21 protein-coding genes are annotated in these 20,925 nt (G+C 59.7%); 2 read left to right on the top strand and 19 right to left on the bottom strand.

Going from position 1 to position 20,925, the window contains the following annotated elements; all coding sequences use genetic code 11:
* Positions 1–275: 275 nt before the first annotated feature.
* Positions 276–2,984: a lipopolysaccharide biosynthesis protein gene (locus VIW95_RS14935; protein ID WP_331587937.1), complete on the top strand. Its 2,709-nt coding sequence runs from the start codon at positions 276–278 to the stop codon at positions 2,982–2,984.
* A gap of 272 nt (positions 2,985–3,256) precedes the next feature.
* Here the strand turns inward: VIW95_RS14935 and VIW95_RS14930 are convergent, their stop codons facing one another.
* The 7 genes from VIW95_RS14930 to rsmI all read right to left on the bottom strand — a co-directional run bounded on the left by VIW95_RS14930 (position 3,257) and on the right by rsmI (position 9,219).
* Positions 3,257–3,544, bottom strand: coding sequence for a hypothetical protein (locus VIW95_RS14930; RefSeq protein WP_331587935.1), 288 nt, complete (start codon positions 3,542–3,544; stop codon positions 3,257–3,259).
* Between the two features lie 31 nt (positions 3,545–3,575).
* Positions 3,576–4,481, bottom strand: coding sequence for a YiiX/YebB-like N1pC/P60 family cysteine hydrolase (locus VIW95_RS14925; protein ID WP_331587933.1), 906 nt, complete (start codon positions 4,479–4,481; stop codon positions 3,576–3,578).
* A 168-nt stretch (positions 4,482–4,649) separates the two neighbouring features.
* Positions 4,650–5,690, bottom strand: a complete 1,041-nt coding sequence (locus tag VIW95_RS14920; protein WP_331587931.1) for a DUF1573 domain-containing protein — start codon at positions 5,688–5,690, stop codon at positions 4,650–4,652.
* 87 nt (positions 5,691–5,777) lie between these two features.
* Entirely contained in the window at positions 5,778–7,157 is a 1,380-nt protein-coding gene (gene accC, locus VIW95_RS14915) for an acetyl-CoA carboxylase biotin carboxylase subunit (RefSeq protein ID WP_331587929.1), read from the bottom strand.
* Between the two features lie 19 nt (positions 7,158–7,176).
* Positions 7,177–7,674 (bottom strand): acetyl-CoA carboxylase biotin carboxyl carrier protein, encoded by a 498-nt coding sequence (gene accB, locus VIW95_RS14910; protein ID WP_331587927.1) that lies wholly within the window; start codon positions 7,672–7,674, stop codon positions 7,177–7,179.
* A 64-nt stretch (positions 7,675–7,738) separates the two neighbouring features.
* Complete coding sequence (gene aroQ / locus VIW95_RS14905; RefSeq protein ID WP_349259333.1) at positions 7,739–8,191, bottom strand: type II 3-dehydroquinate dehydratase; 453 nt, start codon at positions 8,189–8,191, stop codon at positions 7,739–7,741.
* Positions 8,192–8,334: 143 nt separating this feature from the next.
* Positions 8,335–9,219 carry a 16S rRNA (cytidine(1402)-2'-O)-methyltransferase gene (gene rsmI / locus VIW95_RS14900; protein WP_331587924.1) on the bottom strand — a complete coding sequence of 295 codons (885 nt, stop codon included), beginning with the start codon at positions 9,217–9,219 and terminating at the stop codon, positions 8,335–8,337.
* A gap of 39 nt (positions 9,220–9,258) precedes the next feature.
* Between rsmI and purU the strand changes: the two genes are divergently transcribed.
* On the top strand, positions 9,259–10,122 hold the full coding sequence (gene purU / locus VIW95_RS14895; RefSeq protein ID WP_331587922.1) for a formyltetrahydrofolate deformylase: 864 nt from the start codon (positions 9,259–9,261) through the stop codon (positions 10,120–10,122).
* Positions 10,123–10,186: 64 nt separating this feature from the next.
* Here purU and VIW95_RS14890 read toward each other — a convergent pair whose 3' ends face one another.
* From VIW95_RS14890 to VIW95_RS14835, 12 genes are all read right to left on the bottom strand, one after another.
* Positions 10,187–11,674 (bottom strand): NADH-quinone oxidoreductase subunit N, encoded by a 1,488-nt coding sequence (locus VIW95_RS14890; protein WP_331587919.1) that lies wholly within the window; start codon positions 11,672–11,674, stop codon positions 10,187–10,189.
* A gap of 17 nt (positions 11,675–11,691) precedes the next feature.
* Complete coding sequence (locus tag VIW95_RS14885; RefSeq protein WP_331587917.1) at positions 11,692–13,191, bottom strand: NADH-quinone oxidoreductase subunit M; 1,500 nt, start codon at positions 13,189–13,191, stop codon at positions 11,692–11,694.
* Between the two features lie 36 nt (positions 13,192–13,227).
* Positions 13,228–15,303, bottom strand: coding sequence for an NADH-quinone oxidoreductase subunit L (nuoL, locus tag VIW95_RS14880; protein ID WP_331587915.1), 2,076 nt, complete (start codon positions 15,301–15,303; stop codon positions 13,228–13,230).
* Positions 15,304–15,318: 15 nt separating this feature from the next.
* Complete coding sequence (nuoK, locus tag VIW95_RS14875; RefSeq protein ID WP_324095932.1) at positions 15,319–15,633, bottom strand: NADH-quinone oxidoreductase subunit NuoK; 315 nt, start codon at positions 15,631–15,633, stop codon at positions 15,319–15,321.
* Positions 15,634–15,656: 23 nt separating this feature from the next.
* Complete coding sequence (locus VIW95_RS14870; RefSeq protein ID WP_331587910.1) at positions 15,657–16,154, bottom strand: NADH-quinone oxidoreductase subunit J; 498 nt, start codon at positions 16,152–16,154, stop codon at positions 15,657–15,659.
* A gap of 36 nt (positions 16,155–16,190) precedes the next feature.
* On the bottom strand, positions 16,191–16,760 hold the full coding sequence (locus tag VIW95_RS14865; RefSeq protein ID WP_331587908.1) for a 4Fe-4S binding protein: 570 nt from the start codon (positions 16,758–16,760) through the stop codon (positions 16,191–16,193).
* A 9-nt stretch (positions 16,761–16,769) separates the two neighbouring features.
* A complete protein-coding gene (gene nuoH / locus VIW95_RS14860) occupies positions 16,770–17,960 on the bottom strand; it encodes an NADH-quinone oxidoreductase subunit NuoH (protein ID WP_331587906.1) in 1,191 nt (396 codons plus the stop codon).
* Positions 17,961–17,966: 6 nt separating this feature from the next.
* Positions 17,967–19,085, bottom strand: a complete 1,119-nt coding sequence (locus VIW95_RS14855; RefSeq protein ID WP_331587904.1) for an NADPH-quinone oxidoreductase — start codon at positions 19,083–19,085, stop codon at positions 17,967–17,969.
* Positions 19,082–19,591, bottom strand: a complete 510-nt coding sequence (locus tag VIW95_RS14850) for an NADH-quinone oxidoreductase subunit C (RefSeq protein ID WP_331587902.1) — start codon at positions 19,589–19,591, stop codon at positions 19,082–19,084. Before VIW95_RS14850 ends, VIW95_RS14855 begins: the two co-directional genes overlap by 4 nt.
* Positions 19,592–19,595: 4 nt before the next feature.
* Positions 19,596–20,114: an NADH-quinone oxidoreductase subunit NuoB gene (locus tag VIW95_RS14845; protein WP_331587900.1), complete on the bottom strand. Its 519-nt coding sequence runs from the start codon at positions 20,112–20,114 to the stop codon at positions 19,596–19,598.
* 17 nt (positions 20,115–20,131) lie between these two features.
* The gene (locus VIW95_RS14840) at positions 20,132–20,524 is read right to left on the bottom strand and encodes an NADH-quinone oxidoreductase subunit A (RefSeq protein WP_331587898.1); all 393 of its coding nucleotides are present in this window, start codon (positions 20,522–20,524) and stop codon (positions 20,132–20,134) included.
* Between the two features lie 109 nt (positions 20,525–20,633).
* The gene (locus tag VIW95_RS14835) at positions 20,634–20,897 is read right to left on the bottom strand and encodes a zf-TFIIB domain-containing protein (RefSeq protein ID WP_331587896.1); all 264 of its coding nucleotides are present in this window, start codon (positions 20,895–20,897) and stop codon (positions 20,634–20,636) included.
* Positions 20,898–20,925: the final 28 nt, after the last annotated feature.

The raw sequence follows: 20,925 nt of genomic DNA, 5'->3' as shown, positions 1-20,925 counted from the left end.
GCTCATCGCATGGCGCCCCGCATCGACGATCTTCGCGAGTTTATCACGCTCGACCGGTTTGTCCGCGAACGTGCGCTGCACCTTGCGAGAGAGAATCGCTTCAAGAGCGTCCATGGAATCCGCCTCCATCCGAGATTGCGTTCGTCAAGCAGCCACAAAACCTTGTAGTATCAACCGGCCGTTGAATCCAGTTCGATTCGGAGAGCGCATTGCGGTATCGGTTCGTGACGGAGTCAGTATCCGCCAAAAGTCTCGCGCGGACCATTTCCGCGCTATTGATCGCACTTCTCATTCCCGCTCTCGCGCAAGCGGCCGCGTCGCAATTCAACATTTACTATTCCGGGACCGAAGATCTCGTCCGCACGCGCCTGATGCTCGATCCGAGTACGCATCGCGTCGCCAATCTCGGCGACGCTGCGACTGCCGTTTACCAGGACAATCTACCTGCTACCGGCCCCGAGCTCGAAGCGCTCAAGGCGCGTGTCGCCTCCGGCATGGGCGTCGTGCTAATTCTCGGACGGCATACCGATCCAGCCGCGCTCGCGTCGTTCACCAATGGCGCGATCAAGCAGACTGGTATCGTTGATGTCGCGCACGGCGCGACTCACGACCGCGAACTCGAGCGCCTGGCCGCGGTCGTCAACTGGGTTGGTCCGAAAGCCGACCCGCTCGCGCGCAACATCAGTTGGCTGTCGGCGGTGCGGGTGCATGAGCGGTCGCTCCTGGCGGTGAACAGCGCCGAGATTCTGGTCAGGACCAATCCGCGCGACCCGGTCGCGCCTGCGACACCGATCCTGATCCGCATCCATTCGGGCAAGGGCACCATCTACGTGCTCAACGAATGGCTGCGCAACGGCGACCAGCGCGCGCGCATCGCGAGCATGCTGACGATGCTGCAGGGAATCGAGGGCGCGGAGAATTACGACTTCCAGCGCTGGCCGTATTTCAACTGGCTGCTGTACGCGATGTCGCGCACGGCGGCGGGGGCGCCGGCCGTCTCGTACGGCGACTGGATCGCGTCGCCGGTGCCGGATCGCGCGCAAGTCAGGATCCTCGCTGCGCTGGTCTTTGCGACGTTCGCGATGTTCGTCATCGCGTACGTAGTCGTGCGCCGCTACAGCCTGCGCCATCCCGAGTTGCTCGAGCACTTTTACCGCTCGACGTCATCCGCAAAGCCGCAGCCTGCATCGCTCGGCGCCGCCGCGGCAGCTCCAGCAGCGCCGGCAACGAGCGGAAGTGACACTGCGCGCGGCGATCCGCGATGGGAGATCGTCGGGTTCCATCGACCGCTCAGCGGCTTCTTCTACAACTACCTGCTGTCGCTGATGATCATGATCCCGTTCAACTTCGCCGTCACATTTTACATCGAGCGCAACTTCGTCAATCCGTTTCTCGAGGCGCGCGGGGCGTGGGCGGCCGTTACGCAGTTCATGCTGATTTTTTTCACCCTGCTCGATCTCGGCACGAGCCAGGCGATGGTGAAATATTTCGCCGAGTATCGCCTGACCGACCCGGCCCGCGCGATCACCTTCGCGCAGTTCTTCATCTGGTTCCACGCGATCGCCGGAATGTTCCAAATCGCCGCGCTGGGATTGGCCGCCGCGGCGTGGCTGCCGCATACACCGGTCGCGTACCTGGCGTGGTTCGTCGTATTGCACACGCTGATCCAGTTCCCCGGCTTCATCTCGATTTTCTTCTCGTTGTTTCGCGCGCTGCAGCGTTTCGACTACGCGCAACTGCTGATCGTTCTCACCTACGTGCTGAATCCCGTCGTGCAGATGATCTGCGGCGTGTACATGCGTCACTGGGGCCTGATGCATCCGGTGTTCGGCGAAGGGATGGGCGTGGTTTTCGGATTCGCGATCGGCGGCGTTATCGCCAACCTGCTGATGGGCCTATTCTGCGCGATTTTTTACGAAAAGATGGGCTTCAACCTCGTGACGATCTTCCTCGCGCATTTCGACCGCGAGACGATCAAGAAATCGATCGTCTATGGCGTGAAGCTCACCGGTGGGCAGGCCGCAGTCGCAGTCAGTTGGGGACTGGTGCCGGTGATGATGGCGATTCTGCTGCCCGACTTTCTCGAGCTCAACGAAATTTTCCTGCTCACCTTCGCCTTCTCGTTCGGCTATCTCGAAACCGGCGCGTACATTTTCACGACGCTGATGCCGTCGATCTCCGAGAGCTACTCGCAGGCCAAAATGGCGTTGACGCGGCGCTACCTGGACCAGGGCCTGCGCTGGGGAATCATGGTGTCGTCGATGCTGGGCGGGACGTTCATCGCGTTCTCCGACGTTTTCATCAAGGGCCTGCTGCCGCCGCAGTTCGTGCGCGCGGCGACTGTCATGTGGCTGATGCATCTATGGCGGCTCGCTGACTTCAGCACGCGCCTGCCCGACCAGGTCTTCCAAGGGGTCGGACGCACGGGGACGTTCACCTGGACCTCACTGCTCGAGCACGTGAGCCGCGTCATCCTGACCTGGTACATGCTGCAATGGTACGGCTTCGAGGGTGTCTTCTTCGCGTTTTTGATCTCGTCGATACTGCGATCGATCGTGGCGTGGCCGCTGATGGGTTATCTCGTCGCATGGCCGTCGCTCAGTATCTGGCAGACGCTGGTCAACCCCGCGCTGGCGGCAGTTGGCAACTACGTGATCCTTCGCGGGTTCGCACTCGGGGTGTGGCAAGGACCCGGCCACGCCGGCAGCGGATGGATCGTCGTGCTCTTCAGCCTGATCGGATCGCTACCGATCTATATGTTCCTGAGCGGCCTGCTCGGATGGGACGACGCGAGCCTGGCCGAGTTCCGCGACGCGGCAGAGCTGGTGCCGGCGCCGTTCGGCGCGGTCGCGCGGATGGCGCATCGCGTCGTGCAGATAGGTTCGAGTCTGAGCCCATTGCACGATCGCTTCCCGGGGAATCTGGTTCAGGAGGCATCAGCCGACGCAGCGGAACTGACGGCGCTGAAGGCTGAGCTGCACTGAAGTTTCGCGTGTCGTCTTTTTTCCTCGTGTCATCCCGAGCGTAGCCGAGGGACCCCGGATTTTTTGCGGTGCTGGCCGACGCACCCTCAACCGTGGCTCAAGAGAGGTGATCGCAGGTCGAAGTGTGTGTGATATCTGTGCGAATCGCACGGATCGTCCGGCGTGCATAACGCTCGCGCCGTGGTTGGGGTGCGCTGGTTCGCGTTGAGAAAGATCCGGGGTCCCTCGGCTTCGCTCGGGATGACACAATGATCAGACCAAAAAAAGATGTGTCAGCCGCGTTTGTAGACTGAAAATTCCTGCTCGAGTTTCGCGACGCGTTCCTGGATCGAAGTGAGGCGCTGGACGCCGAGGAAGAATTGCACCAGTTCGTCGTGGCCGGCCTGGCCGCCGGGGCTCATCACTTCGACCAGCTCCTCGATCAGGCTCGGGAATTTTTCGCTTGGGATGTAGTAGTTGGCCCATCCGAAGTTGCAATGGCGATGCAGAATTTTCGCGATCGTCTTTTCGAGAAGTTCGCGCCGGCCACTTGCGTGCGCTTGTTCGTTTTCGTTGTTCAATGGACGCTCCCCTGATGCTGATGTTCCGCCGCTACGCGCCCTTCTTCACCGGCGCGGGCGGCGCGTCGCCGGCCCACAAAATCTTGTGGTAATCGAAACGCATGTTCTCGATGATATTGAATTTGATTATCTCGAAATAGGGCGACAAATCGAAGTCGCGCGGCGTGACCAGCGTCGGCGAGACCATCCTGAGCGCGCCGTATTGCAGCGCTCCGGTCGTCGCCTTCGAGCCTATCGGCCACAGCTTGCGCTTGGGCGGAGCCGGCGGTGTCGCCGGAGTGGGCAGGTGCTCGTAGTTCGGCACGATCGGAAACTTCACGCGATGAAACGATGACGCGATCACGCTCGAACAGATGACGCGCGTCGGCTCACCGCTGCCGAACTGCAGCGCCTGGCGGCGAAAACGCGCGGGCACCAGGCTCACCGGCAGAAAGTAGCGCGCAAGATCGATCACGTTGCGCAGGTCGTAGGTATTGCCCACACTGCGAAGCGCCTCGTCCATCACGTCGGCAAGATCCGCCGACGACAGGTTGAACGGGCGGCATACGCGGATATTGAAATCGCGATACTTGCTTAGCGGCGAGAGCACGACGCCCGCCTCGACGATCGCCTCGACTATCAGGAAGTTCGCCTCCTCGGCGAATTGCGAGACCAGCGGCGCCTTCATTTCGGGATTGCGCCGAATCGGTTCGTCACCGACGTACAGCGCCGAATGCGACCATGAGCTTTGCGTCAGATACTTGATGCATTCACTGATGCGCTCGTTTCCCTCGACCAAAATCACATCGCCTTTGCGAATATGACGCTTGAGCGCGGCAATGTCGTTCGGGATGTGAAGCGCGTAACTCTTTATTGGTTTGGTGAGCAGACCGACGGCCCAATCGCTCATCCGGTCCAGCAGCCAGGAAATGATCCCCGATTTTTCGCGCCGAGCCATTTCAGTTTCTCAGTCTCGCAGAATTCGCGACTCTCTGAAGCCGCGAACCATGCCCTGAATGAATATAGGAATGGCGGACGGTGCGAAACAACGATCCTGCGGCGTTAGTGGAACCTCTCCCACTAACCCCTCTCCCTTCAGGAGAGGGGGACCGGATAAGAGAAAAGATCAGGTTTTGAACTGGCCTACTATCGCGTAGAACGGGACGTTCAGCGTCGCCTGATCGGGGTCGTCGGTCTTTATCGTCAGGTTCCCGCGCAGTTGCCCGTCCGGGGTGCCATGCCGCAGGGTGACGGTCACCTTGTATTCCTTGCCTGGCGTGACCGGCTCAGCAGTAGCGGCGACGGCCGGGCTGCTGCTGGCGACGTCGAGTACCTTTACTGGATGCGGTCCCTGGTTGCTCAGCTTGAAAAATCTCACGATGTCCTGGCCGCGCGGCACAATCCCGAACGAGACCTGCGCCGGATCAATATTCAAATCGCCCGTCACAGTTCCGAACACGTCAACCTGCAGCGGGACGCGATTGGTCATGATCTTAATCGTGTCGTCGAACGGCCCGACCGGCATCGTCTTGAGCAGCGAGACTTTCAACAGCGCGCCGGGCTTGCCGTCGGGACGCTTTTCCTGGTCCACCTTGATCGACGAGTTCGAGTTGCTGAGCGGGCCGACCGAGAACGTCCCACGCCCCGGATTCAGATCGTTGACCAACAGCTCCTTGGTGCCTTCGGTTCCGCGCTTGACGTCGCCGAACGCGATTTCGCCCGGCACCGCCTCGACCTGCTTTTTGACGATCCCCTGCACCGTCAGCGCTAACCGCGGATTGTCGGGATCATTGGTGGCCACGGTAATCGTGCGGACCTGGTGCCCCTTCTGGAAGTGCGTATCGAAGGCGACCGCGATATCGCTGGTATCGCCGGGCGCCACATGCATCTTCGAGGGGTCTCCGGTCGTGCATCCGCACGAAGTCTTCACGCCTTGAATGTCCAGGTAGCCCTGGCCGGTGTTCTTGATCGTAAAGGTATGCTTGACCATCGTGCCTTCGAGCGCGCTGCCGAAATCGTACAGAGCATCCGAAGACACTGCCTTGGGCGCATGGCCGGGAGGCGCGCTGTTGCCGCCGGGAATCAGCGGATTCATGCTGCTGTCCTGCGCGAACGCCGGCGCGCTCGTGATCAATCCAATCATCAGTGCCAGAAGTGCTCGTTTCATTGTTCTCAAGTTAGTCATGTGGATTCGCGGACGAGGCTTTCGCGCCTCGAACCGACACTCTATCAATTATGGCGCGGAACGTTGCGGTCAAGAGGCCTTGCTTACCTGCGGCGCCGCTTCGCGATGGGCCGGTTCGTAGCGGCTCAGGAAATCAGTCGAAAATTCGCCGCGGTTGAAATCCGGATCGTGCAGAATCTTCAGATGCAACGGAATGTTGGTCTTGATGCCGTCGACTACGTACTCGCGCAGCGCCGCCTTGGCGCGCGCGATTACTTCGACCCGCGTCTCGGCATGCACAATCAACTTCGCGATGAGCGGATCGTATTGCACCGGCACGCGATAGCCGTCGTAGAGCGCAGTCTCGACCCGCACGCCCAATCCGCCGGGAGTATGATGATTGGTCACGACGCCCGGCGACGGAATGCCCCGCTCGGGATCTTCGGCGTAGATGCGAAACTCCATCGAGGCGCCCTCGAACTTCACATTCCGCTGCTTCAGCGCGAGCTTCTCGCCCATCGCCATCTTGATACTTTCTTTCACCAGGTCAACGCCCGTGACCATCTCGGTGACGCCGTGCTCGACCTGGATGCGCGTGTTCATCTCGATAAAATAAAATTCGCCGCTGCCGGCGAGCAGAAATTCCACGGTGCCGACGTTCGAATAGCCGACGACTTCGGCGGCGCGCACCGCCGCCTTGCCCATCTTCTCGCGCATCCGCGAAGTAAGAATCGGACACGGCGATTCCTCGATCACCTTCTGATGACGGCGCTGAATCGAACAGTCGCGCTCGCCCAGATGAATCGCGTTGCGTTGCAAGTCGGCAAGAATCTGAAACTCGACGTGACGCGCGCGCTCCAGATATTTCTCCAGGTACATCTTTTTCGAGCTGAACGAAGCCTCGGATTCGCCCTGCGCCAGCGGGAACAGCCGCGTCAGCTCGGTAAGATCGCGAGCAACTCGCATCCCCTTGCCACCGCCGCCCGCAGCCGCCTTGATCAGCACCGGGTAGCCGAGTCGTTTCGCATCCGCTTGCGCCTCGCGCAGCTCGGTGACGCCGGTACCCTCGCTGCCCGGCAGGCACGGGACGCCGGCGCGCTTCATGATGCGCCGCGCGCGCGGCTTATCGCCCATCAGCCTGATATGACGCGCCCGAGGACCGACGAAGTTCAGCCCCGACCGCTGGCACGCCTCCGCGAAGTCCCCGTTCTCGGAAAGGAAGCCGTACCCCGGATGCACCGCATCGGCGCCGAAGGTCGTCGCGGCGCTGAGGATCGCCGGGATATTGAGGTAGCTGTCTTCAGCCGCCGGCGGCCCGATGCAGACCGACTCGTCGGCCATCCGCACGTGCAGCGCGTTCTTGTCGGCTGTCGAGTAAACCGCGACGGTCGAAATTCCCAGCTCGCGGCATGCGCGAATTATCCGGATTGCGATTGTCCCGCGATTTGCTACCAGCAGTTTTTTGAACATCGGCGAACGCTCCGCCCTTTCAAATCACTTCGAGGATCATCAAGGGTTGACCGTACTCTATGGGATTTCCATTCTCCGCGAGGATTCTTATCACGCGCCCCGCGGCCGGCGATTCGATCTCGTTCATCATCTTCATCGCCTCGATGATGCACAGCGGCTGGCCCTTGCGCACCGACGATCCTTCTTCGACGAACGGCGTCGCGTCGGGCGAGGCGGCGCGATAAAACGTGCCCACCATCGGGCTTTCGATCAACTTCTGATTCGGCGCGAGATCTATTTTGCCCGCCGCCTTCGCGCCTTCTTCCGCGGTCGCCTCGACGTGCCGAGTCGCCATTTTGATGGGAGAGGCGGCACGCGCCGCGACATGCGCCTCCGAGCCGGACTCGGTCTGATCCACCGACGCGCGACCGCCGCCGCGCACCAGCCGCACCTTGCCCTTCTTGTCCTCGATTTCGAGTTCGACCAGCCCGTAGTCACGCATCAGGACCAGCAGGGTCTTTAGTTCGCGTACTTCCATCCCGTCTCCGTGTCGTGCTGCAATCGCGGCTCGCCTCCGCTCTGGTTGGTTGCCCGCCATGGCGTTAACCGCTCCGTCGGCGCGACTCCCCGGCTATAGTGCGCGCCGCTCTGAGAGCCAGGCTGTAGCTCTCGGCGCCAAATCCCATGATTCGGCCGTGCGCGATATCCGCGATCGTCGAATGATGCCGAAACGGCTCGCGCCGATACACATTGGACAGATGCACTTCGATCACCGGAATACTCACGGCCGCGATCGCGTCGCGGATCGCAACGCTGGTGTGCGTATACGCGCCGGGATTGATCAACAGTACGTCGCACTTGCCGCGGGCCTTCTGAATCCGATCGACGATCCCGCCTTCGCTGTTCGACTGAAAGGTTTCGACCTTCATTTCAAGTTCGCGTCCCAGCCGCTTGAGTTCATTGTCGATATCGGCCAGCCGGGTCCTGCCGTAAACTTCCGGCTCGCGTTCGCCCAGCAGATTGAGATTGGGTCCATGAATCACCAGCACGGCTATCGATCCGCCCGAGCCACCCAAAGCGGCTTCGCCAGCCTTTTGCCGAGCCGTTATCCTCGTCGCCATCCCGCACCACTCCCACTTTTCATTGAACCGCACCCTTAATGCGACTGCAAGCGCGAGCATCGAAACGTATCCACCGGTCAGTCATCACTGGAGTCGTCATCGCGCGACTTGAGCGCATCCTGATACACTTCGCGACGGCCTTTGCCAGTCAGCCGTGCGACGATAGCGCTCGCCTGTTTGAGCCCGAGTCCGGCCTCGCGCAGAACTTCGAGCGCCTCATGCACATCGATCGCGGCGTCTCCGGCGTCCGTCTGCTGTGCCGCGCCGGCGACGACGATCACGATCTCGCCGAGGGCCGGCGTCGCGCGAAAAGCCCGTTCCAGCGCGCCGAGCGTTCCGCGGATTGTCCTTTCGTACGTCTTGGTGATTTCGCAGACGACCGCCGCGTCACGCGATTCGCCAAATGCGGTCGCCATCGCGGCCAGCGTATCCGCCAGCCGGCGCGCCGCCTCATAGAAAACCATGGTGCGCGGCTCACGACGCAGATCGTCTAAAGCCTTACCCCGCGCCGCGTCGCGCGACGGCACAAATCCCTCGAAGGTGAACCTGTCGGTCGGGATTCCGGCAATCGAAAGCGCCGCGATCGCCGCCGACGCTCCCGGCACCGCAATCACGCGTACGTTCGCTTCCAGCGCCGCTCGCACCAGCCGAAATCCCGGATCGGAAATGGCAGGCGTGCCCGCATCGGTGACCAGCGCGATTTTCTCGCCCGCCTTCAGCCTCGTAACCAGCTCCGGCACCCGCCGCTCCTCGTTATGCTCGTAATGGCTGACGGTCGGCGTACCAATCTGATGACGCGCGAGTATCTGCCCGGTCCGCCGAGTGTCCTCGCATGCAATCAGGTTGACCTCGGCGAGTGTGCGAATGGCGCGCGCCGAAATGTCGTCGGGATTTCCGATCGGCGTCGCGACCACGTACAAAATTCCGGCGCCATCGGTCTGTTTGTTTGCACGAGTGGACACTACAATCCTAAGTTACTATTCGTCTTGGGAGTAATCAGCGTGGCCGCAGGCAAAGCTACCCTACTCATCTCATGCATCGACCGCCCCGGCATCATAGCCCGAGTCGCCAGCCACCTGTTCACTCTCGGCTGCAATATTATCACCTCCGACCAGTACTCCGACGACGAGGACGGCCATTTCTTCTGGCGCATCCACTTCGAAAGCATCCGACTGCCGGTAAGCGAGCTGTCGAATGAACTCGACGCCTCGATGACGTCGTTGTTGCCGTGGGAGCGCCTCAAGTGGGCGTTGTTCGACGCCGCTAGACGCGATCGCATCGTCATCCTGGTCTCGCGCCTGCCGCACTGCATGATGGACCTGCTGAGCCGCCATCACGTCGGCGAGCTCGACGGCGACGTAGTCGGTGTCGTCAGCAATCATCCCGACCTCGAATCGCTGGTGCGCCCGTTTGAAGTTCCGTTCAGTGTGATTCCAGTCCCGAAAGATCGCAAGGCAGAGTCCGAGGCTGCCCTCCTGAAGTACCTGCGCGAGTCACGCGCGGACACCGTCGTCCTCGCGCGCTACATGCAGGTGCTGTCGGGCGAATTTCTTCATGCGTGGAGCAAGCCGATCGTCAACATTCACCACAGCTTCCTGCCCGCCTTCGCCGGCCAGCGTCCGCACAAGCAGGCACACGACCGCGGCGTCAAACTGATCGGCGCAACCGCCCACTATGTAACTGAAGAACTCGACGCAGGCCCGATAATCGCGCAAGCCACCGCCCCGATGACCCATCGTGACACGGTCGCCGACCTCGCGCGCAAGGGCAAGGATCTGGAAGTGATGGTCCTGGCGAAAGCCGTGAGAGCCCACCTGAGAAAACAGGTCCTGCTGCATCACAACCGAACAATTGTCTTCGAATAACTTTTTTTCTTACAATCCGGTTCCCCTTCCCGCTCGGGAAGGGGTTAGGGGTTAGGTTGCTGGCTCAGGTCGGCCCAGTGAAAAAACTCAACGACCGATTCGCGAACGATATAATCGGCGACCAGTACAATCCAAACACGATCGTCGCGCAGGCCAGCACTCCCATCAGCCCGTAATTCCATGCCTCGAAGCGCACCGTTCCCTCGTCGCCGCGCGGCTGCTCGAAGAACATGATCCGAATCGGCTTCAGGTAGTAATACAAAGACACTACCGAATTGAGTATTCCGACAATAGCCAGTATGTAGAACTGACCTTTAATCACCGCCGCGAACAAATAGAACTTCCCGATGAATCCAACCGTCAACGGAATCCCGGTCAATGAGAAAAGGAAGATAGTCAGTGCGAGCGCCGGAACGATTCCGCCGCGCCACGCCAGCCCGCGGTATGCCTCCACGTCCTCGCGCCCGGTCGAGTTCGCGACGATCATCACGACCAGGAACGCGCCCGCATCCATTACATAGTAGGCGAACAGGTAGAACAGCATCGCGCGAATTCCGTCGTTCGACAGCACGACGAATCCCATCAGCGCGTATCCCGCCTGCGCGATACTCGAGTACGCCAGCAGCCGCTTCATGTTGGTCTGCTGCAGCGCCGCAAGATTCCCGAGCGTCATCGTGATGATACAAACGAACAACAGAAGTTGCGGCCAATCGACACCGGCCAGCGCCGTCCAGCTTCCGCCGGCCGCCAGATGCGAAATCGCCGGAAAGAAAAATCGCGTCAGCAGCGCGAAGCCCGCCGCCTTCGATCCGATCGCGAGGAAAGTCGTAATCGGAATCGGCGCACCCGTGTAAACGTCCGGCGCCCACATGTGAAACGGCACCGACGACACCTTGTAGCCCATCCCGGTCAGGATCAGCACCAACGCGATAAACACCGCGAGCACCGGCAGATGCGCCGGCGTCGAGAGCGCCTTGTTGATTACGTTGAAGTCGAGCGACCCGGTGATCCCGAAAATCCAGCTCATCCCGTAGATCATCGTGCCCGACGCGACGCCGCCGTAGATCAAATACTTGAGCGCGGCTTCGAGCGAGCGCCGGTTATGCCGCAAAAAACCCGTCAGGATGTACGAGGTCAGGCTGACGAACTCGAGCGCCAGGTACGCCATCAGCAGGTTCGCCGCTTCCGCCATCAGGAACATCGCGAACGTGCTCGCGAGCAGTATCGCGTAGTACTCGCCCTGGTCGCAGTTCTTCACTTCCTCGGAGCCCATCGACATCCAGATAGCGACGACAGCGGCCAGTGCGATCAGCGCGCGAAAATAGATCGCGAACGAGTCGAATACCAGCATCCGATGGAATAGCCACGCACCCGACGACGCAGGTTCCAGCCCAATCCTCACCAATGACAACGCGGCCACTATCAGAGCCAACGCGCCGAGGCGCGACTTGTCGCGCACCGCCAGGTCGATGATCACGATGGCTAAAATTCCGGCCACCAGAACTATTTCCGGCATGAAGAGCCTGAGGCTCGCGAGGTTTCCGAGGTCCATCTAATTCCTGCCGCGCCTCAGTGAAGCATCGCGACGGCCGCGCCCGAAGTCGAGAGCACAACCTGGTTGAGATGAACCAGCGAGGTATTGAGCAGATTCAAAATCGCGCTCGGATAAACGCCGAGTATCAGCACAATGATTCCGAGCGGCACCAACGTGAACGCCTCGCGAAACGACAAATCGGGCAGGTCCTTGTACTTCTCGTTCAGCGGGCCAAGATAGATTCGCTGGAACGTCCACAGCAGATAGCCCGCCGTGAGGATCGCCGTCGCCGCGCCAAACGCGACCATCAAAGGATGCGTCTGCCATGCGCCGATCAGCACCAGTACTTCCGAAATGAATGCGGACATCCCCGGCAGTCCCATGCCGGCGAAGAACGCGAAGCCGGTGATCGCCGTGTATATCGGCATCTGCTGCGCCAAGCCGCCGAAGCCGTTTATCTCGCGATGATGCGCGCGATCGTAGATCACGCCGACCAGGATAAAGAGCATCGCGGTGATCGTCCCGTGATTGAACATCTGCAGCACGGCGCCGTTGATTCCCGCCGCAGTGAACGCCGCCAGCCCGAGCATTACGTAACCCATGTGGCTGATTGACGAATATGCAATCAACTTCTTGTAGTCAGTCTGCGCCATCGCGCACATCGCGCCATATACTATGTTGATAGTGCCGATCACTCCGAGAAACAGCCACGCAAGCTGGTAACTGGCAGCCGGCAGCACGGCAAAATTGACGCGCAGAATGCCGTAGGTGCCCATTTTCAGCAGCACACCGGCAAGAATCACAGAGATGGCTGTTGGCGCTTCGACGTGGGCGTCTGGCAACCAGGTATGGAACGGGAATGCCGGAATCTTGATTGCGAAACCGATGAATAGCGCGATCCAGGCTATTCGCTGGAACCCGATTGAGTAGTGACTTGAATTGGCCGCCAACTCAGTCAGATCAAAGGTCGGAGTCGCGGAGTAGTAGTACAGTCCGAGCATCGCCAGCAGAATCAGTACCGAACCGAGTAGTGTGTACAGGAAGAACTTGATCGCTGCGTACTCGCGTCGCGGACCGCCCCAGATGCCGATCAGAAAATACATCGGCAGCAGCATCACTTCCCAGAAAATGTAGAACAGGAAAAAGTCGAGCGACACGAACACGCCCATCATTCCCGTGTCCAGCATCAACAGCATCGCGTAGTAGCCCTTCTCCGCGCGGTTGATGCCGAAGCTCGCGAACACCGAGATGAACATGATCAGCGCCGTGAGCAGAATCATCGAGATGCTGATGCCGTCCGCGCCGATGAAGTAGCTAATGTGGTAGGCCGGCATCCACGATGCCTTCTCGGCGAACTGCACCGCGCTGGTCGTCGTGTCGAAGTTTTCGTACAGGTAAATGGCTATCAGCAGTTGCGGTATCGTCGCCGCCACCGCGATCCATTTGCATGCGGCCTTCATCGAGTCGGGCAGCGCGAGAATCAGCACCATCCCGGCGATTGGAACAAAGGTTATCAGCGTAAGCGCGTGACTCATTTCAGTTTCGCTCTTCCCGTTTGCCTTGCTACTGCGTCATGCTCTTGCGACCGCGCGCGCCAGCAGTATCAGCATCACCGCAGCCAGAATTCCGTACAGGTATCCGTTGATCGAGCCGGTTTGCAGCCGCCGCAGCCTGCCACCGACGTTGTATGTCACGTTCGAGGCGAAGTTCACCAGCCAATCGACTACGTAATGGTCGAATAGTCCGGACAGCCACGACAGGAATACTATTACGCGCGCCGCGAGGTTCACGAATCCGTCGATGATGTTAGTATCGAACCACGCAAGCGCCCGCGTCGCGAATAGGTACGGCTGTACTACTGCGCGATCGTAAAATTCATCGACGTAGTATTTGTTGTATACCCATTCGTACGGCACTCCGCCGAACATCTGGCTAAAGCGCGCGGGATCCAATGTCTTCTGCCGGTACATCAAATCGGCGAAGTACCATCCGGCGACAACAACTATAACTGTGACGATTGCGAACCCCGCTTCCATGCCGTGGCTGTGTATTCCAGCTTCGGTTACCCGGCGAGTGGCCTCTGAACTGAAGATCGGATCCAGGAATTCCTCGAACGGCTTGAACGAGACCATGAATTCCGGCCACTTCAGCCATCCGCCAACGACCGAAAGCAGACCGAGCACGATGAGCACGTAGGACATCGACGGCGGCGATTCGTGCAGGTGATGTTCCTGTTCGTGCGTGCCCCGAAATTCGCCGAAGAAAGTCATGTACACCTGGCGCGACATGTAGAACACGGTGAATCCGGCGCCGAGCAGCAGAAACGCCCATACTACGAAATGCCCGTGTGAGAACGCCTGCCAGATGATCTCGTCCTTCGAAAAGAACCCGGCGAACGGGAAGATGCCGCAGAGCGCAAAGGTCGCAGCCACGAAGGTCCAGAAGGTTATCGGCATCTTGTGCCGCAGGCCGCCCATCTTGCGCATGTCCTGCTCGCCGCCCATCGCGTGGATCACCGAACCCGAACCGAGGAACAGGCACGCCTTGAAGAACGCATGCGTCATCAGATGGAACACGCCGGCCGCGTATGCGCCGACGCCCAGCGCCGCGAACATGTACCCGAGCTGGCTGACGGTCGAGTACGCGAGCACTTTCTTGATGTCGTTTTGCGCGATGCCGATCGTCGCCGCGAACAGCGCAGTCATCCCGCCGACGACCGCGATCACGCCCATCGTGAACGGCGACATCGAAAATAAAAAGTTCAGCCGCGCCACCATGTACACGCCGGCGGTAACCATCGTCGCCGCATGGATCAGCGCGCTAACCGGCGTCGGGCCCGCCATCGCGTCCGGCAGCCACACATACAGCGGAATCTGCGCGGATTTGCCCGTCGCGCCGATGAACATCAATAGCGTGACGAAGCCGACCAGTTGATGTGCCGACTGATAGCCGGCGAAATTTATCGGCACGGTCGCGAGCAGCGGCGCGTAGTGCGCGACCTCGCGGGTCACCAGCGTAGGATGCCCAACCGCCTGCAGTCCTGCGAACAAACTGTACAGCGCAATCACGAACGCGAGGTCGCCGACGCGGTTCACGATGAACGCTTTGTTGCCGGCGGTTGAGTTCGCCTGCACCTTGTACCAGAAGCCGATCAGCGCGAACGAGCACAGCCCCACGCCTTCCCAGCCCACGAACATCAGCCACATGTTGTCGCCCAGCACCAGCACCAGCATCGCGAAGGTGAACAGGTTGAGCCATCCGAAAAAACGCCAGTAGCCGTCGTCGTCGTGCATGTAGCCGGTCGAATAAATGTGAATGAGTCCGCCGACGCCGGTGATTATCAGCGTCATGATCATCGACAGCGGATCGAGCCAGAACGCGATGTCGAGATTCAGTCCGCCGACGTCGAACCACTTCCACAAGTCGTCGAGCATGAAGCGGTTTTCCGGCGGCAAGTGGAGCATCGCGATAAACGCGCGGGCCGCCAGGATGAACGCCGCAAGCACCACGCCGCATCCAACGAGAGTGATCGCGCGCTTGCCGAAAGTCTTCTGCAGCCACGCGCCGGCCAGAAAATTGATCGTCGCGCCCAGCAGCGGCAGCAAAACGATCAATCGGATGAACGTAACCGGAATCGAATGATCCATTGTTTCGTTGCTCAGCTAACCACGCAGCGTCTCGGTCGCATCGACATCAATCGTCTTGAAGTTCTGATAAATCGCCAGCACCACGGCCAATCCGATCACCGCCTCCGCAGCCGCCAGCATGATCACGAAAATCGCAAAAATCTGCCCGTCGTATTTGCCGCCGCCGTAAAACGCGAACGCAAGATAGTTGATGTTGGCGGAATTCAGAATCAACTCGACGCCCATCAGGATTCCAATCGCGTTGCGGCGCGTCAGAACCGTGAACAGCCCGAGCGAAAACACGATCAGGCTGAGCACCAGGAAATGGTTAAGCGTTATTCCCCCGCCCATTCTCTTTCGATTCTCCCGCTCCCTTACTCGCGCGCTTCGTGGCGCGAAATTACGATTGCGCCGATTAGTGCCGCCAGCAGCACCAGCGACGCGACTTCGAACGGCAACACGTAGTCGCCCAGGAACGCGTTTCCGATTGCGTAGGTCGTCGGCGCGGGTGTGACTACCGACGCCTGATGCCACTGCGTTCGCGTAATCGCGTACAACATCACCAAGCCGGCGATACCTACTGTAAAAATCGCCGAGCCGGTTCCGACCGCGCGATTCGATACTGTTACGTCTGCGATTCCCGCCGTCAGCATGACGGCGAAGATAGTCAGTACCAATATTCCGCCGACGTAAACGAGTAGCTGGACCATTGCGACAAAGTCCGCGTCGAGCAGAATGTAAATACCTACTACACCCATGAACGCGCCGAGCAGCGCGAATGTCGAATAAACTATGTTGCGCGAGAACGCTACTAACATCGCCGACCCGACGGTCAATGCGGCCAGCGCATAGAATATTACCTGTGCGAGCACCTGTTCGCCTCTCCCCGCGTTGCAGATCGCCGCGCGCTAGGCCGGCTCTTCTTCTTCGGCCGGCTTCTCGCCGCCAGGTTGCGCCCATTGATCGAGGTAGGTCATGCCGCGATTCAGAATCGGCGCGATTCTCGTGTCGGTCTCCGGCCCTTTCTTGGGCTTGTACGCCATCACCGGATCCTTGACGAAGCGGCGAATCAAACTCTCGAGCGAATAGTCAGCGCCCTCGAATTCAGTCGTATGATGGATCGAGCCGGTCGGGCATGGCTCGCTGCAGAGCCCGCAGTACATACACTTTGCGATGTCGATGTCGAATTGCGACAGCAGCATCTGCCGCGTTTGCGGGTCCTTGTCCACGACGATCACGATGCAATCGATAGGACACGCGCGCTCGCACGCCAGGCATCCGGTGCAGATTTCCAGATCGACTTCCAGTATCCCGCGATAGCGAAACGGCAGCGTATCCTGCACGCGCACCGGCATCCGATCCGGATATTGCACCGTGTACGGCTTGCGCATGAAATGCGACGCGGTCACCGCCATGCCCTCGAATATACTCGTGACTGCGTCTTTTATATTTCCTACGTATTCAGAAACCGCGCTCATCAATAGCCTCTATATAGTCGGATTGAAGTAAACTTCCATCCGCGAACGCCTGAGATAGTATATAACCCGCTGAGTGAATACTGCCGCCAGAGCAATCGCCGCCGCCAACATGATATAGCCCATTAGTGAGTTGCCGTCGGGCCAAATAGCTACCCAGACCGCGGTTCCGATCATATTCACAAACGAGATCGGTACGAAGTATTTCCAGCAAAGTGTCATTAGCTGATCGATGCGGACTCGGGGCAACGTCGCGCGTATCCACATCGAGACGAACACCAGGAATAGTACTTTGACGTTGAAGGTGATCGCCTGAAGGATATTCATCGCGATTACGTTTTTCGTCACATGCGGGAACTGCCAGCCGCCGAGGAACAGCGTCGCGATTATCGCGCCGATGATAAACAGGTTTCCCCATTCCGCCATGAAGAAGAACAGGTAGCGCATCCCGCTATACTCAGTGGCGAAACCCGCCACCAGTTCCGACTCGGCTTCCGGCAGGTCGAACGGCGTCCGATTGCCTTCGGCCAGCGCCGAGATATACAGGATGTTGGCCGCGACGAAGGTGAACGGATTTGCGAACAGGAACCAATGCTGCGGCGCCCAGCCTTGTGCGCGGATGATTCCCTGCATCGACAGCGTGCCGGTCATCAGCACCACCGGGAAAATCGAAAGCCCCGCGGGTATTTCGTAGCTGACTATCTGCGCCGCCGACCGGATTCCGCCGATCAACGACCACTTGTCATTCGACGCCCATCCCGCCATCAGCACGGCGACCACGGTGAGAGCAGTGACCGACGTCATATAAAGGATGCCCACGTTGAGGTCGGCCAGTATGAGCGACGACGAGAACGGCATCACCGCCCACGGCAGGGTGAACGCGAGCATCACCAGGTACGGCGCCATCTTGAACAGGGGAGCGTCGGATTCGTCGGGAATGATGTCTTCCTTGCAGACGTGTTTGACGCCGTCGGCCAGCCATTGCAGGAAACCCTGCGGCCCGACGCGGTTTGGACCGACGCGCGACTGGATTCGCGCCCACACTCGCCGCTCGGCCCAGCTAACGATTCCAGCAAACGGAAACGCGACGCCAAGAAACACGACGGCGCTCATGATGAACACGACGAGCGCTGCGACCATGCTCGGCGACGCGTTCTTGCCGAACGCGCCCGACGCGATCAGATTTTGTACCAGCGTATCCATCGAGGATTAGCGATCGATCTCCGGCGCGATCACGTCGAGGCTGGCGATAAGAGTGACGAGGTCCGCGATCATCAGGCCCGCGCTCAGCTTCTGGATGATTCCCATCGCCGCGAACGACCCGGTGCGGACGTGCACCCGCCACGGATAGCCGGTGCCGTCGCTGACGACGTACCATCCCATGTCGCCGCGTCCGCTTTCGAGCCGAATCTGACATTCGCCTTTGGGCGGCTTGAAATTGCGCGCGACCTTGGCGAGCACCGGTCCGCCGGGAATCTTCTGCAGCGCCTGGCGCAGTATCTTTGACGACTCCGCCATCTCGCGAATCCGCACCACGTAGCGATCCATCGAGTCGCCGAGCTTGCCCCAATGCCCGTCGCCAATCGGCACGTCGAACTCGAACTCGGGATACACCGAATACGGGATATCCTTGCGGATGTCCCACTTGATTCCGCACGCGCGCAGGTTCGGCCCGACCAGGTTGTAGTTAATCGCCTCGGCCGGGGTGATCACACCGACATTCGCCAGTCGCTCGATATAAATCTTGTTCCACGAGATCAGCGCGTTGTATTCCTCGAGGATCGGATCGAAGTGATCGAGGTAAGCAAGCGCCTTCTCGCGCCATCCGGGAGGCAGATCCCACGCCACGCCGCCGATTCGCATGTAGTTGAACGTGAGCCGCGCGCCACACAGCTCCTCGATCAGATCGTTGATCATCTCGCGCTCGCGAATCGCATGGGTGAAGGGAGTCACCGCGCCGATATCCATCGCCATCGCGCCGACCGAGAGCAGATGCGACGCGATTCGATTGAACTCGGCCGCGATCACGCGGCAGTACTCGCCGCGATGCGGCACTTCGATGTTCGCGAGCTTCTCGCACGCCATGCCCCAACCCTGGTTGGTAAACATCGCGCACACGTAATCGACGCGATCGGTGTACGGCATGAAGCCGTGGTAGCCGACCTTCTCCGCGATCTTTTCGATCGAGCGATGGAGGTAGCCGACGTCCGGGATCGCCTCGCGCATGACCTCGCCGTCGGCGCGCACCACGAAGCGCAGGACGCCGTGCGTCGAAGGATGCTGCGGGCCCATGTTGAGCGTCATTTCTTCGGTGTGCAGCGTGCTCATTTCTTTTTGGTATCGAGCCGGATTATCGGGCTCTCCCTGACGGTTGAGATTCCGTGATACTCGGCCGGCTCGACGAAATCCTTGCGCTGCGGATGGCCGATCCAGTCTTCCGGCATGAGGATTCGCCGCATGTCGCTATGGCCTTCGAAGTTCACGCCGATGAGATCAAAGATTTCGCGCTCCATCCAGTTCGCCGACTTCCACACGCCCTCGAGCGTCGCGACGCTCGGATTGTCGCGCGGCAGCTTCACTTTCAACACGGCGGTGTGCCGCTTCGAGTACGAGAACAAGTGATAGACCACCTCGATGCGGTCCTTGTAATCGACGCCGGTCTCGTTGGAAAGGCAGTCCATCGCGAGCTCGGGGTCCTGGTTCATGAATTTACCGATCTCGACAACTGCTTTCGGGTCGATCACGGCGAACGAATCGGGCTTGTGGTCGGAGATTTCCAGAATTCGATCGCCGAACTGGTTTTTCACCCGTTCGAGTATTTGCAGCGACTCCATCTACTCAGGCAGCCGCGACCTGCTTGCCATTGCCGTTGCCGTTGGACGAGCGGACCAGCCAGCGCTCAGTCATCATCTTCTCCTGCAGCTTGAGCAGGCCCTCGGTGAGAGCCTCGGGACGCGGCGGGCATCCGGGCACGTACACATCGACCGGCAGGATTTTATCGACCCCGTCGCAAACCGAGTAGGCAAGCTGGAAAAGTCCGCCGCAGCTCGCGCACGAACCCATCGAGATGACGTACCTCGGATCGGGCATCTGGTCGTAGAGCAACCGCGTCCTGAGCGCCATTTTCAAGGTCAGCGTGCCCGCGACGATCATCAAGTCCGACTGGCGCGCCGACGCGCGCGGCGTCGCGCCGAAACGATCGATGTCAGCGCGCGGACCGCCCGTATGCATCAGCTCGATCGCGCAGCAAGCCAGGCCGAACAGCATGTACCAGATGCTCGACTTGCGCATCCAGTTCAGCAACTCGTCCGTCTTGGTGGTCAAAACGTAATCCGGAAGCGTATTCAACAGGGGCATAAGAAAAACCCTCGATCCTATTCTTCGACCGGTACCTTTTTGATCCATTCCAGGTCGTGCTTGACCCAAACGTAAACCAGGCCGACGAACAGGATCATTAGAAAAACTAAAATCTCGCTGAGCGCGTACCAGCGGCGGCCGGAGCGCACCCAGTCCAGGTAAACGGCGGCAATCGGATAAACGAACGCAACTTCGACTTCGAACACCACGAAAATCAGAGCGATCAGGTAAAAGCGAACGTTGAAATTGATCCACGCGCGGCCGGTCGGCGGCTCGCCGCATTCGTACGGAGTCAGCTTTCGATCGTACGGATTTTGCGGCGCGAGCAGCTTCTGCAGGCCGAACATCAGCGCCACGAAGCCGATCCCGATGATCGTAAGGGCCAGCGGCACGCCAAAATTAAGATACATTTGATGTTACCGAGTCTTGATTAGTTGGACTGACCAAAGCTGTCAAGAAGGATCGCTTCACCTGTGGATGTCTTCGCTTAAGCAACGCTTACTTTAAATCGTCGCGCGGCTAACCTTTGTGCTCCTTCAAAACTGTTTTCAATATCGGCGCGTCGAGCCATGCGCCGTGGCCGTCCGGGCAAGCATGCAAGTGCACTCCGTTTTCGGTCTTCGTCACCAGGAACTGCTTGCATTGCGGACACACGTGCTTCTGCAAACGCTCGCGCATTTGCTCGAGCAACTTTTCGTCCCTCTGCCGCGCCCACTGATCTTCACGCGCCTTTTCGACGTCATGGAGTTTGCTGCCCAGCCGATCCTTGTTGTCGTCCGCCATAGTACAGCCTCAGGTCATCTCCTTGATC

The organism is Binatus sp. (SeqCode) (assembly GCF_036522015.1).
In the GTDB taxonomy this organism is placed as follows: Bacteria; Desulfobacterota; Binatia; order Binatales; family Binataceae; genus Binatus.
This window is presented reverse-complemented; position numbering and strand designations above follow the sequence as displayed.

Coding starts and splice junctions, on each gene's coding strand:
- VIW95_RS14925 (WP_331587933.1), bottom strand. CDS start 4,481: ATGGCTCGGCGCGAAAAATCGGGGATCATTTCCTGGCTGCTGGACCGG.
- VIW95_RS14920 (WP_331587931.1), bottom strand. CDS start 5,690: ATGAAACGAGCACTTCTGGCACTGATGATTGGATTGATCACGAGCGCG.
- accC (WP_331587929.1), bottom strand. CDS start 7,157: ATGTTCAAAAAACTGCTGGTAGCAAATCGCGGGACAATCGCAATCCGG.
- accB (WP_331587927.1), bottom strand. CDS start 7,674: ATGGAAGTACGCGAACTAAAGACCCTGCTGGTCCTGATGCGTGACTAC.
- VIW95_RS14890 (WP_331587919.1), bottom strand. CDS start 11,674: ATGGACCTCGGAAACCTCGCGAGCCTCAGGCTCTTCATGCCGGAAATA.
- VIW95_RS14885 (WP_331587917.1), bottom strand. CDS start 13,191: ATGAGTCACGCGCTTACGCTGATAACCTTTGTTCCAATCGCCGGGATG.
- nuoL (WP_331587915.1), bottom strand. CDS start 15,303: ATGGATCATTCGATTCCGGTTACGTTCATCCGATTGATCGTTTTGCTG.
- nuoK (WP_324095932.1), bottom strand. CDS start 15,633: ATGGGCGGGGGAATAACGCTTAACCATTTCCTGGTGCTCAGCCTGATC.
- VIW95_RS14865 (WP_331587908.1), bottom strand. CDS start 16,760: ATGAGCGCGGTTTCTGAATACGTAGGAAATATAAAAGACGCAGTCACG.
- nuoH (WP_331587906.1), bottom strand. CDS start 17,960: ATGGATACGCTGGTACAAAATCTGATCGCGTCGGGCGCGTTCGGCAAG.
- VIW95_RS14855 (WP_331587904.1), bottom strand. CDS start 19,085: ATGAGCACGCTGCACACCGAAGAAATGACGCTCAACATGGGCCCGCAG.
- VIW95_RS14850 (WP_331587902.1), bottom strand. CDS start 19,591: ATGGAGTCGCTGCAAATACTCGAACGGGTGAAAAACCAGTTCGGCGAT.
- VIW95_RS14845 (WP_331587900.1), bottom strand. CDS start 20,114: ATGCCCCTGTTGAATACGCTTCCGGATTACGTTTTGACCACCAAGACG.
- VIW95_RS14840 (WP_331587898.1), bottom strand. CDS start 20,524: ATGTATCTTAATTTTGGCGTGCCGCTGGCCCTTACGATCATCGGGATC.
- VIW95_RS14835 (WP_331587896.1), bottom strand. CDS start 20,897: ATGGCGGACGACAACAAGGATCGGCTGGGCAGCAAACTCCATGACGTC.